Genomic DNA, 12,402 nt, shown 5'->3' with positions numbered 1-12,402 from the left:
CACTTGATTTTCTTAAAAAATTTAAGATTTATTGTGATAAAATTTATCATTTTTTTAAGGTTTTAGTATGCTTGGAGTATTAAAAAATCTCGCATTTTGGGTTGTTTTAGCAATAGTGCTTGGTATTTTTGTAGGTTATACTTTTCCGCAAATTGGAATTGATAGTAAATTTGGAATTGACTATTTTATAATGATTTTAAAGTGGATGGTAGGACCCATTATCTTTCTTACCATTATTTCAGGTATTGTAGGCTTAGATAGTCTAAAAGACCTTGGTAGCATAGGCTTAAAGGGCTTTATCTACTTTGAAGTAGTTAGCACGATAGCCTTAGCTATGGGCATTTTTGGCTCATTGCTCTTAGCACCTGGAGCGGGAATGCATCTAGATGCTAACTCCTTTGATACTAGTAGTGTTGAGAAATTCTCTGGAGCTTCTAAAGATGTAGGCTCGATCTGGTCGATATTAGCAAACGCAGTGCCAAAAGCTCCGCTTTTACCTTATGATGACTTAAACACGCTTAGCGGATTTGGATTTATGATAGGTATGCTTAAAAATACTCTTTTAGCCCTAAGTATCGTTATCACCCCATTTATCAAAGCAAACACACTTCAAGTGCTTTTCATGGCTTTGTTTTTAGCAATTGTGTTAAGCTTTTCACCAAAGAAAATCAAAGATTTTTTCATAAATCCTATTGAAAAGGCTCAAAACTGGGTGTTAAAAGCTCTTAGTATCTTTATGTGGCTAAGCCCCTTAGCGGCGTATTGTGCGATGGCGTATCTCATTGGCAAATTTGGCATTGAGAGTTTGATAGGTATGCTAAGTCTGCTTGGGACTATGCTAGTGTCGTGTTTGGTTTTTATTTTTGTGGTGCTTGGTGTGATTTGCTACGCTGTTAAGGTAAATATATTTAAATTTATGCGGTTTATTGCTAAAGAGGTGCTAGTTGTCTTTGCTACTAGCTCAAGCGAAGTTGCCTTAGCCCCACTTATGAAAAAGCTTGAAAGTGCTGGAATTCATAAAGGTTGCGTCGGTGTAATCACCCCTTTTGGCTACTCTTTTAACCTAGATTGTACAAATATTTATCTCTCAGCTTGTGTTATATTTTTAGCTCAAGCTTTTGATATAGAGCTTAGTTTTTCGCATTTGCTTAGTATTTTACTAATTTTGATGGTTACAAGCAAGGGTGCCGTAGGAGTAACTGGCTCAGGCTTTGTAGTGCTTGCTGGGACGCTTGGCTCTATGCATGATGTTATACCTGTGGTGGCTGTAACGGTGCTACTTGGAGTGGATAAATTTATGAGCGAGATGCGTGCGGTGGGGAATTTATGTGGCAACGCAGTGGCTTGTCTAATCGTAGGAATTTGGGATAAAAAAATCGATAGGCAAAAATTTAACTACGCTATAAACCACCCTGATGAGTTTGACTTTGAAAAACTTAAAGCAAAAGCTTAAATTTCTAGCCAATGATTTTATATATTAAACTCTTAAGCACATAGCAAATGTAACACTATAATCTATATTAAAGCAATTTATAAGAAAAATTTCTAATATAAAATAGCTAAATTTATTAATTTAAGATAATTTTTGTGTAAAATAGTAACACTTGATTAAAAAATTGTAACAAATACTACAAAAATCATTTAATAATTTTGATTTTTTGTTATAATAAAAACAAGCTTAACAATAAAGAAAGAAGAAAATATGAAAAAATTACTTTTTTCATCAGTTTTAGTCGCCACTTTGGCTAGTTCTGCTTTTGCTGGTTATTATGTAGATAGATATGGTAATATACGCTATCAATTAGATATTCACACTGCAAGTTCAAATAATCAAAACGCAAATACCAATCCACAAACAAATCATCAAAGTATCTATTCAAATGCCTTTTGTGCGTGGATAGGTTGCATTCGTTAAACAATAAAAGGCTATCAATGAATCTTACAAATATGAAATATTATGGCTATGAGACCATTTCTAATAATTTCGTGTATGGAGTACTTAGTCAAGATGTGCAAAATCGTTCTAAGACTGAATTAGCAGAGCTTGATAAGAGCATAGATAGCCTTACTAACACTAGTATTAAGGTTAATTTTAATGAAAGCACTTTTAAAAATCAAGTCTATTTCAAAGATGAAACAAGTGGGGAATTTATAAAAATTGGACTTAGCGATGAAAATTTAGAAAAACTCCAAAGAGTATTTGGAAAACAAGATTTCTTTACTAAAAGCGATGGTTCGCAAATACTTAGTGGTAAGGCTGAAAGCTTTGTGGCTGGGTGGTTTGGCGATATAGCTTACAAGCGTGGATATGCTAGTAGCGATGCTAATGGCGATGGATACCTAAGTCAAGATGAGTTAGCAAATACAAATTCTGGTTTTACTTCGCACGGAGTTTTTAATCTTTATTCTATGACTGATACTTCTACTAGCACAGAGAGTTATATGAAACTTGGAGATAGTTTTAAAAATCAGCATTCTTCATCTTATGCTGCTGGAAAATACGCAAGTGATAGCATAGAAAAGGAGCTAAATAAAACAATACAAAATGATAAAAATAGTGATGGTAAAATAGCTTATGGTGAGATAATGGATAAAAACGAACACGAACAAGATGTAACAGACATTATAACAGCTATGATAGGGGATAAAATAGAACAAATAAATGTCGGCGAAGACTTACTAGCTAAAGCTCTTTTACAACAATTTATGGGCGGAGTAAGCTCACTAAATGCTGAGCAAAAAGCAATTTTAGCAAAAGCAGGACTTCTAATGGATGAAAATACACTAAAAGAGGATTTAAGCTCTGTAATAAAAAACATAGAAGCAAATATAGAAAATTCAAAGATAGATTTCAAAGTATAATTTAACTACGCTATAAACCACCCTGATGAGTTTGACTTTGAAAAACTTAAAGCAAAAGCTTAAATTTATGGCTAATTCTAAAATTTGCCAAATCTCTTAACTCGCACTTGAAATTTAATGCTTGTTTTAGAAAATATTTTAAAATATATAATTAAAATCACAAAATTAAAAGAGCAAAGATGAAAGTTTAATTTTAGATGATGATAAAGATTTTGGTACAGGCGGACTAGCTACAAATAAAAAATATATGATAAGCACCACTTGGAATGCGCCAATTACGGCATTTAAGGATAAAAATGAGTTTTTTGAAGGTGTGGATATGATGGCGCAACCTTTGCTATGCATAAGGCGATGGAATTTTACGGTATGAAGGCATTGCCAAGCTTTATTTGTAATGATGTAATTAAAAATCCAAAGACAGATGAGTATATAAATAGCTACAAAGAGCATATAAGGGCGAATTTTTAAATTTGCTAGATTAAGAAGTTGAAATTTAAGGCTATCTACTTAAATTTCACTTAAAAGTGCTGAATTTCAGAGTTAAATTTGTTTTATTAATAGATTAAATTTAGCTTAAATAATTTAAATTTTATATTTACTAAGGCTAAATTTTAAGTAAATTAAAAACACTAGCCTAAATTAGTCCAAAACCGCCTTATATTCACACTTTTTGCATAGCTCTTCTATGGCTTTGCCTTGCTTAAATCCATCTACTATTGCTACAGCTTTTGCCGAGTTTAAAACCTCATCTAAGCTTTGCTTTTTTATATCGCCTAATTTTATATCAGCATTTGCATCTATACAGCATGGCACCACTACGCCACTACTTTTAAACCCAATTTGAGATGAGAGGCCGTGGCAATATTTTTGTATATTTTGGCTATTTGGCTCTCTCCACTCAAAATACTCTTTGAAATTCAAAAATATCTTATATCCTAAACGAAATCTATTATTTTGATAATCAATCTTAACGCCAAAAAACTGCTCAAATTTATCCTTTATTAGATGAAATTTATCTAAATTTAGCATATGTTTTTGCACTCTAAAATTGATAAAAATCTCGCTATTTATAGCGTTTTTAAATTTGCAAAACTCAAGCAAATTATCTATATAATCATCTTTAAATTTGGCATTTTTATCTAAAAATGCACTTAGAGAAAACGATATTTGATGAGCCTTGCAAAGCATGGCAAAATCATGGTTTTTAAGATATTTACCAGTTGTTACTAAGTCGATATTAAAATTACTATCAAGAGCCAAATTTAAATAAAGATCTAAATTAGCATTAGCCAAAGGATCACCCAAAAGATGTAAGCATATAGCTTTGGTTTTGCCTTTTATTTGAGATAAAATGCTTTTATAAACTTCAAGATCCATCGCTCCAAATTTAGCTATATTTGGCGAAGGACAAAAGCTACACTCGCACCCACAAACATCGCTAATTTCTATATAGACTTTTTGAAATTTACCCACGCCAATCCTAGATAAAATATTTTGCAGCTTCGCTCTTATCACATTTTGTAGCTTCTATAATTTTATCGCCTATTTTGGCTTTATACACTACATTTGGTTCGCTTTTGCAATAACTAATTGCTAATTTTGCAGCCAAAGCTCTATCTAAATCACTTGCATTTTTATCTATAAAACTATGCGCTCCTATAATTCCATCATAATTTATACTATCCATCTTTTCTAATTTTAAAGCTTCAAGCTTTTCATTATCATTTTGATCACGGCCTATTATCATTTTAGCGCCATCAGGAAGTCTTAAATGCCTACCATATCTTAAGCTTTGTAGATCATCTTCACTCATATTATTATCAAATTTGATAAAATCCCTAATCCTATTACTAAATCCTTCCATTGTATATGGACAGCCTCCACCAGGGCTTTCAAACTCATCAAATCCAAACTCTTTAGCCAAATTTAACTGAGCGTTTCTGCCACGACCATTTAATCCTAGCAATTTTTCTCTATCTACCCAGCCTTCACGCTCTGGCATTGTAGGTTTTAAAAGCTTAGCACATAATGGTCTAAGCACTATATCATCTCTATCATCGGCTAAATTTTTGACATGCACCATCGCATCATTTCGCTGGCTCATCGGTCTTTGACCTACTACTTCACCACTAATTACAAAGCTAGCACCATAATCTTTTAACATAGAAATTGCAGTCTTAAACATAAATCCATGACAATCAATACATGGATTAAACTGCTTTCCATAGCCAAATTTAGGATTAAATAGCACATCTTGAAGATATTTACTACGCACATTTACACTCTCAAAACTAGCTCCAGCCATAGCTGCGCGTCTAGCTAATATCTCATTTTTAACCGGATCTGAGCCAAATCCTATATCTATATTTAAAGCATGAACCTCAATACCTTGCATTGTAATTAATTTTATAGCTAGCATACTATCAAGCCCGCCGCTAAATAGTGCTAAACACTTTCTTTTCATCTTTTTCCTTTTAACATTGATATTCTTTTTTTACACTCTATTATCTCTTCAATTGTTAGATTTTTGTTTTTTAAAAGCCTTTCATAATATCCTACTGCAAGTGGCCTAATAGCATTATGAAGCTCATTTACACTCTTATACTCTTCTAAATTTTGGCTTAACTCTAGCTCTCTTATATACTCATTATTTTGACTTTGCGAACCTACAACTGCTCTATATGTAGCCTTATCTTTAAAAATTTCAACCCCATAATACTGCTCTACAATCTGACAATACTCAGGATTTTTAAGCATATTTTTTAAAATTGATAGCTCTGCAATATCCTTTTTTTCTATAATTGGAAGATTTTGAATTTGAATATTTGTTTGAGTTTTTGCTAAATTTGAATTATCTCTTCTTTTTGTAGTCTTGCTTAGTCTAAATGAGCCTGGATCGATCCTTAAAAGTGTAGATACTAAAGGCACATACGCATCAGCTACAATTGGATTTAAACCAAAGCTAAACTCTTGAATAGCTTTTAGTGATTTTGCTATCTCTATTGGGGTTTTGGGATTTAAATTTTTTACAAGTTGAGTTATATAAAACTCGCCAAGCTCCACACCGCCACTTAACATATCTCTTAGCTCCATATCTTTGCCACTTGCTACTAGTTCGGCTGGATCCTTGCCACCACTAATTAATACTACTTTACCATCTATTTGATGCTCCATAAGCAATCTTGCACTCTTAAAGGCTGCATTAATTCCAGCACTATCGCTATCAAAACTTAGAGTTACTTTGATATCTCCACGCTGTATTAAAGGTATATGCTTTTGAGTAAGGGCTGTACCTAAAACTGCTACGGCATTATTTATTCCAGCAGCATGTAGCATAATGCAATCCATATAACCCTCACAAATTACAATAGAATGCGACCTATATATTTCACTCTTAGCCTTATCATAGCCGTAAAATATCTTTGATTTATCAAAAATTTGGCTTTGCGGACTATTAATATATTTGGCTGGATTATCGCTAATTGTCCTACCACCAAAACCAACCAAACGCCCAAGATGATTATATATTGGAAAGGTTATACGATTGATAAAACTAGCGTAATATCCACTTTCATTTTGTTTTATAGCGCCAACTTCTAAAGCCTCTTTTGGCTCTATGTTTTCATTTTGAAGTAAATTTAGAGTATTTTGTGAGCCTGCTGCCCAGCCTAGCTCCCACTTTTCTATAATAGCATCAGTGATGGAGCGACTTTTTAGATAGTTTAGGGCTTCAGGATTTTTATACAAAAGCGTCTTATAATGCAAATTTAAATTCTCTAAAATTTTCTTATCTATCTTTGGTTCATTTTTGCTACTTGTATATTCTAATGCGACATTATATATGCTTGCTAGTTTTTCAATAGCTTCAACATATCCTAATTTTTCATACTCCATAACAAATTTAATAGCATCGCCACCAGCTTTACAAGAAAAGCAGTGATATATACCTTTGCTAGGACTTATAGACATTGATGGATGTTTGTCATTATGAAATGGACAGACACATACAAAATTTGCACCAGATTTTTTAAGCGGTATATAACTGCCTACAACATCAGCAATATCAACTATATTTTTTAAATTTTCTATACTATTTTTAGATATCATAAGCGAGATTATACATTGATTTAGCTATAATCGCCATTAAATTTAGCAAGGTAGTTTGGTTTGGACTTTTTTTTCATTGAGTATAGAGATCCTATTTTTGGGCTTATTGTGCTTTTTAGCGTACTTCTTTTGGTAGCTATTTTTAGCTATTTTTGGGGAGTTTTTTCGCTTAAAGATCAAAAAAATAGCATAGATAAATTTGTCAATAAATTTCAATCTCAAAGCAATCTAGACCAAAAATATCAAGATATGCTACTAAATCTTGATATAGATTCAAATTCGCTTGGAGTTTTAGCTGGGATATTTGCTAGAAGTGGAGATTTTAACAAAGCTATTAGCATATATCTAATTGCTCTTAAAAAAGCAACTAAAAAGAGCGAAAAAGAGTTTATATTCTTAAATTTAGGCAAAGTTTATCTAAAAGCTGGTTTTATACAACGCTCCACAGAGGTATTTTTAGAATCGATTAAAATCAGTCCTAAAAATATTGATGCGCTTAGCCATCTTGGGCTTGGGTTTGAAAAACTTAGAATGTATGATCAAAGCCTTGAGGTTTTAGACGCTCTAAGCGAACAAGAGATAGAAGTTGCTGAGCAAATCGCCTATACAAAGGCATTAAAACTTAAAAATAGCGATATAAATTTCGATCAAAAAATAGCCAAATTTAAAAAACTCTCTAGCGAGTTTAAGCTAATAGATCGTATGATATTAGAGCTATATATAGCAAATAATAAAGATATAAATGAGATAAAATCAAAACCAAATTTAAACCACTGCATAGATATTTTATACACAAATGATGGAGTATTAGATGGTGATGAGTATATGGAGCTATATAGTGCTAAAGGCAAAAATGATATACCAATTAATGATTTTAATCTAAAACTTCTCAAAACTGCCAATGCAAATGGCCTAAATGCTACACTAAGCTTTAGCTATATTTGTAGCGAGTGCAAAAGCTCATATCCACTATTTTTTTATAGATGTAATCACTGCGCTAGGCTTGGAAGTTGTGCTATTATTCCAAATGTTATAAAGGAGAGCGATGAAGACAGTATCGCTTTTTAGTGATGGAAGTTGCTTAAATAATCCTGGCCCTGGTGGTTGGGCCTATATTTTAGAGTTTGGAATTCACAGCAAAAATGCCAGTGGTTCTGTGCCAAATACTACAAATAATCAAATGGAGCTTTTAGCAGTAATAAATGGCTTAAAAGCATTAAAAGAGCCATGCTGTGTAAATCTCTATACTGATAGTAGCTACGTAGCAAATGGGATAAATATATGGCTAGATGGCTGGAAGAAAAAAGGATATAAAAATGTCAAAAATGTAGAGCTTTGGCAAGAGCTTGATAGTCTAATCCAAACTCATCAAGTCAAAGCTCATTGGATAAAAGCTCACGCTGGCCATCCACAAAATGAACTATGTGATAAGCTAGCTAGAGAAGCTGCGACAAATTTACAAAAACAGGAGCAATAGATGGACAAACTAAAGCAAATTCAAAAGCTTCTAAAATATGAATTTAAAAATATAAATCTATTAAAAGAGGCCATAACTCACAAAAGCATCAAAAGCTCTATAAATAACGAAAGGCTTGAATTTTTAGGCGATGCGGTGCTAGATTTAATAGTTGGTGAGTATCTCTATCATAAATTCAGCACCCAAAGCGAAGGAGATTTAAGCAAACTAAGAGCCTCATTAGTAAATGAAGATAGTCTAGCCAAAATCGCTAAAGAGCTTAAGCTTGGAGAGTTTTTATATCTCTCACCAGCTGAAGAAAATAACGGCGGTAGAGATAAACAAAGCTTAATAAGCGACGCCTTAGAAGCTTTAATGGGAGCGATATACTTAGAGAGTGGATTAGATAGCGTCAAAGTAATCTTTATAGATTTATTAGAAAAAAACTTTCCAGATATCAATCTAAACTCGCTAACTAAAGATTACAAAACTACACTTCAAGAAATAACCCAAGCCCAAATAGGCACAGCACCAAAATATGAACTAATTAGCTCTAGTGGGCCAGATCATAAAAAAAGCTTTGAAATGGCAGTATTATTAAATGGCAAAGAGATAGCAAGAGCTACTGGAAATAGCAAAAAAGCAGCCGAACAAGCTTGTGCTTTAAAGGCTTTAGAGATGTTAAAAAATATAATTTAAAGGTCAATTATGAATACATTTGGCAATAAGCTTAAATTAAGCACTTTTGGAGAGAGCCACGGAACGGCCATAGGTGGAATAATAGATGGCCTTCCAGCTGGCATTAAAGTTGATATGGAGTTTATACAAAATGAACTTGATAAAAGACGCCCAGGAGGCAAATACGCTACATCTAGAAAAGAGAGCGATAAGGTTGAGATTTTAAGTGGAATTTATGATGGATTTACCACTGGATGTCCAGTTGGATTTGTAATTGCTAATACCTCTCAACACTCCAAAGATTATGATAATATCAAAGATCTATTTCGTCCAGGACATGCCGATTATACATATTTTGCTAAATTTGGCATTAGAGATCATAGGGGCGGTGGCAGAAGTAGCGCTAGAGAGAGTGCGTGCCGTGTAGCTGGTGGGGCATTTGCGGCCTTGTTGCTAGCCGAATTTGGCATAAGCGTACAAAGCTGTGTAACGCAAATTGGAGATATAAAAGCAAAAGAGATTGATTTTGATTTTGCTAATTCTAGTGAAATTTTTTGGGCTGATCAAAGTAACCAAGATAGCGCTAAAGAGCTAATCTTAAACACAAAAAATGATAATGATAGCTTAGGCGCTACTGTTTTAACCATCATAAAAGACGCCCCAGCTGGGCTTGGGGAGGTGCTTTATAATAAACTTGATGCTGCTTTAGCCAGTGCGATGATGGGGATAAATGGAGTCAAAGGCGTAGAGATAGGCGATGGAATAAATGTTGCTACTATGCTAGGAAGTTTTAATAATGATTGTATGAATAAAAATGGCTTTATCACCAATCATTGCGGTGGAATCTTAGGCGGAATTAGTAATGGCAATGATATAGTTATAAAAAGCCATTTTAAACCAACGCCAAGCATTTTTAAAGCCCAACCAACAATAAATTTAGATGGCAATGAGGTTATATGTGAGCTTCGTGGCAGACATGACCCATGCATCGGCGTGCGTGGGAGTGTAGTAGCTACTGCTATGGCTAGACTAGTCATTGCTGATATGCTACTTTTAAATGCAAGTGCAAATTTAAATAATTTAAAAAGGATATATGAATGAATAAAGTTTTAGGGGGGGGGTTGATGAGATATTGTGATTTTTGCGTTATGCCAGATAGTAGGCCTGGGATTAAATTTACTACTTTAAGCGATGAGAGACTAAAGTGTAGCGCATGTATAAATCACGAAAATAAACAAAAAATCGATTATAAAGCCAGATTTAAAGAGCTTGAGGCTTTATGTGATAAGCATAGGGGCAGAAATGGCTCAAATGATTATGATTGCGCTATTGCTGTAAGTGGCGGCAAAGATAGCCATTTTCAAGTGCATATAATGAAAGAGAAGCTTGGAATGAATCCGGTTCTTTTTAGCGTTGAAGATAATTTTACAATGACAAATGCTGGAAAGAGTAATTTAAGAAATTTAAGTCAAGAGTTTGGTTGCCATATAATCTCTTTAAAACCAAATATCAAAACTCAAAAAGCCTTAATGCTATATACATTTGAAAAATATGGCAAACCTACTTGGTATATAGATCGCCTAATATATAGCTATCCATTTGCTATGGCAGCTAAATTTAATACTCCACTTTTAATTTATGGTGAAAATGTAAGCTATGAGTATGGTGGTAGCGACGCAGCTGAGACTCCAAGTGCTAAGGATATATTTTTAAATGGCGTAGCTAGCGATATAGATCTAAGCGGGGTAGATATAGACCCAAAAGATCTGCAATTATTTTATGATCCAGCTAGTTCAAACTATATAGATAGCCTTGAGCCAATATATCTAAGCTATTTTATTAAATGGAACTCATATTCTAACTATATTTTTGCAAAAAGCAGAGGCTTTAGCGATTTAAAAAGCGAATGGGATAGAACCCATACTATTGAGGATTTTGACCAGGTTGATACTGTAGCATATACTGTGCATGCATGGATGAAATATCCTAAATTTGGCCATGCCACAGCTACAGATTATGCTGCTAGGTTGGTAAGATATGGGCTATTAGATAGAGCCAAAGCCATTGAGCTAGTAAAAGAAAGAGATCATGCATTAGATCCTAGATGTGTAGAGGATTTTTGTAATTTTATCGGTATTAGTAAATCTAAATTTTGGCAAATTGTTGAAAGTCATTATAATAAAGAGATATTTACTAAAAATGAATTTGGCGAGTATAAGCTAAAATATGAGATAGGTTAAATTTGAATTTAATATATATTTTTATAATCAAACTTTACAATAAAGGAAAGCTATGAAACATATCAAAAGATTAAAAGATATAGGCGTTGCCAGTGGAGTTGGTGCTATAATGGCCTTTGGTTTGGCAGGATGTGGAGAGAGTGGCTCTACAGGCTCATCTTTAGAACAGACAGTTCAAAAGCAAGGCGCAACTGTTTTTATAGAAAAAAATAGCGATGGAAGCTATAAGATTGCTGATGAGTTTCCAAGCAATGAGACTAGAATATTCTTGCGTGAGGCTGGTGCAGATGGCACAATGAGCGAAAGACTACTAAGTCAAGCTGAAATAGATAAACTACTTCAAGAAGAAAATGCCAAAATTGAAGCTGGAGAAAGTGGCCTAACAAACTCAACCCTAAGTAGCGGAAGCGGTGGCCTAGGATTAGGCGAAGCGATACTAGCTAGCGCAGCTGGAGCGATAATAGGAAGCTGGATAGGCTCAAAACTATTTAATAATCCAGCCTATCAAAACAGTCGCCAAAATGCATATAAAAATCCAAGTGCATATAATAGAAGCGTAAATAGCTTTAATAGAGCTGGAACTGCAAGCGCTGCTTCAAAAGCTGGAAATAGTGGTAGAAGTGGATTTTTTGGCGGTGGAAGTGGTAGTGGCTCAAGCCAAGCTACTGGAGGATGATGATTTTGGCTTAGATTTTGCTTGTTTTATTTAAATTCACAAAGGCAAAGATATGATAATTAATAATGAACTAAATACCAAGCTAATAAATATAGCTAAAAACCAAGCTATTATGAGTCAAAATGCCAAATTTGATAAAATTTTGCAAGATCTATCTAGCGATAATTCAAAATTAACCTCAGCCATCTCAAACGCATCAAATATGGCAAATAGCGACTCTAAGCTTTTTGCTACATTTGACTTTATGTAAGCTATGAATCAGCTACTCTATGGCAATCCAAGCGAGTCTGAACGCACAAAGCTAATGGCAAAAATGCAAGAAATTGCAAAGAGTGTTTAATAAATTAGGTTTGATTATAAACTATATATTTGATGGCTTAAAG

At 33.7% G+C, this 12,402-nt stretch carries 14 protein-coding genes; 11 read left to right on the top strand and 3 right to left on the bottom strand.

Annotation, left to right across the window (positions count from 1 at the left end):
• Positions 1-67: 67 nt before the first annotated feature.
• The 4 genes from CVIC12175_RS00640 to CVIC12175_RS08765 all read left to right on the top strand — a co-directional run bounded on the left by CVIC12175_RS00640 (position 68) and on the right by CVIC12175_RS08765 (position 3,330).
• The gene (locus tag CVIC12175_RS00640) at positions 68-1,453 is read left to right on the top strand and encodes a cation:dicarboxylate symporter family transporter (RefSeq protein WP_086315759.1); all 1,386 of its coding nucleotides are present in this window, start codon (positions 68-70) and stop codon (positions 1,451-1,453) included.
• Positions 1,454-1,702: 249 nt separating this feature from the next.
• Positions 1,703-1,915 carry a hypothetical protein gene (locus tag CVIC12175_RS00635; RefSeq protein ID WP_086257191.1) on the top strand — a complete coding sequence of 71 codons (213 nt, stop codon included), beginning with the start codon at positions 1,703-1,705 and terminating at the stop codon, positions 1,913-1,915.
• A gap of 17 nt (positions 1,916-1,932) precedes the next feature.
• Complete coding sequence (locus CVIC12175_RS00630; protein ID WP_086315758.1) at positions 1,933-2,862, top strand: hypothetical protein; 930 nt, start codon at positions 1,933-1,935, stop codon at positions 2,860-2,862.
• A 339-nt stretch (positions 2,863-3,201) separates the two neighbouring features.
• Entirely contained in the window at positions 3,202-3,330 is a 129-nt protein-coding gene (locus CVIC12175_RS08765) for a hypothetical protein (protein WP_257789266.1), read from the top strand.
• A gap of 171 nt (positions 3,331-3,501) precedes the next feature.
• Here CVIC12175_RS08765 and CVIC12175_RS00625 read toward each other — a convergent pair whose 3' ends face one another.
• Genes CVIC12175_RS00625 through dnaG form a run of 3 tightly spaced genes read right to left on the bottom strand, consistent with a single transcriptional unit; the run spans position 3,502 to position 6,969 of the window.
• Positions 3,502-4,335: a radical SAM/SPASM domain-containing protein gene (locus tag CVIC12175_RS00625; protein ID WP_192940154.1), complete on the bottom strand. Its 834-nt coding sequence runs from the start codon at positions 4,333-4,335 to the stop codon at positions 3,502-3,504.
• Between the two features lie 7 nt (positions 4,336-4,342).
• Positions 4,343-5,326 (bottom strand): ATP-binding protein, encoded by a 984-nt coding sequence (locus tag CVIC12175_RS00620; protein ID WP_086249355.1) that lies wholly within the window; start codon positions 5,324-5,326, stop codon positions 4,343-4,345.
• Positions 5,323-6,969, bottom strand: a complete 1,647-nt coding sequence (gene dnaG / locus CVIC12175_RS00615; protein WP_086315757.1) for a DNA primase — start codon at positions 6,967-6,969, stop codon at positions 5,323-5,325. The genes CVIC12175_RS00620 and dnaG overlap by 4 nt, the downstream gene beginning before the upstream one ends.
• A 60-nt stretch (positions 6,970-7,029) precedes the next feature.
• On the opposite strand from dnaG, the gene CVIC12175_RS00610 reads away from it, so the two are divergent.
• Genes CVIC12175_RS00610 through CVIC12175_RS08490 form a run of 7 tightly spaced genes read left to right on the top strand, consistent with a single transcriptional unit; the run spans position 7,030 to position 12,269 of the window.
• Positions 7,030-8,037, top strand: a complete 1,008-nt coding sequence (locus tag CVIC12175_RS00610) for a tetratricopeptide repeat protein (RefSeq protein ID WP_086257194.1) — start codon at positions 7,030-7,032, stop codon at positions 8,035-8,037.
• Positions 8,015-8,446 carry a ribonuclease HI gene (rnhA, locus tag CVIC12175_RS00605; protein WP_086257195.1) on the top strand — a complete coding sequence of 144 codons (432 nt, stop codon included), beginning with the start codon at positions 8,015-8,017 and terminating at the stop codon, positions 8,444-8,446. Before CVIC12175_RS00610 ends, rnhA begins: the two co-directional genes overlap by 23 nt.
• Positions 8,447-9,124: a ribonuclease III gene (rnc, locus tag CVIC12175_RS00600; protein WP_086256488.1), complete on the top strand. Its 678-nt coding sequence runs from the start codon at positions 8,447-8,449 to the stop codon at positions 9,122-9,124.
• A gap of 9 nt (positions 9,125-9,133) precedes the next feature.
• Positions 9,134-10,204, top strand: a complete 1,071-nt coding sequence (aroC, locus tag CVIC12175_RS00595; protein WP_086315756.1) for a chorismate synthase — start codon at positions 9,134-9,136, stop codon at positions 10,202-10,204.
• Positions 10,205-10,227: 23 nt separating this feature from the next.
• On the top strand, positions 10,228-11,343 hold the full coding sequence (locus tag CVIC12175_RS00590) for an N-acetyl sugar amidotransferase (protein ID WP_086316013.1): 1,116 nt from the start codon (positions 10,228-10,230) through the stop codon (positions 11,341-11,343).
• 52 nt (positions 11,344-11,395) lie between these two features.
• Positions 11,396-12,019, top strand: a complete 624-nt coding sequence (locus CVIC12175_RS00585; RefSeq protein WP_086303104.1) for a UPF0323 family lipoprotein — start codon at positions 11,396-11,398, stop codon at positions 12,017-12,019.
• A gap of 52 nt (positions 12,020-12,071) precedes the next feature.
• On the top strand, positions 12,072-12,269 hold the full coding sequence (locus CVIC12175_RS08490; RefSeq protein WP_086303106.1) for a hypothetical protein: 198 nt from the start codon (positions 12,072-12,074) through the stop codon (positions 12,267-12,269).
• Positions 12,270-12,402 lie beyond the last annotated feature (133 nt).

The organism is Campylobacter vicugnae, from assembly GCF_002139875.1.
GTDB classification, from domain to species: Bacteria; Campylobacterota; Campylobacteria; order Campylobacterales; family Campylobacteraceae; genus Campylobacter; species Campylobacter vicugnae.
The sequence above is the reverse complement of the archived record's forward strand: the minus strand, read 5'-3'. Positions and strand labels throughout refer to the sequence as shown.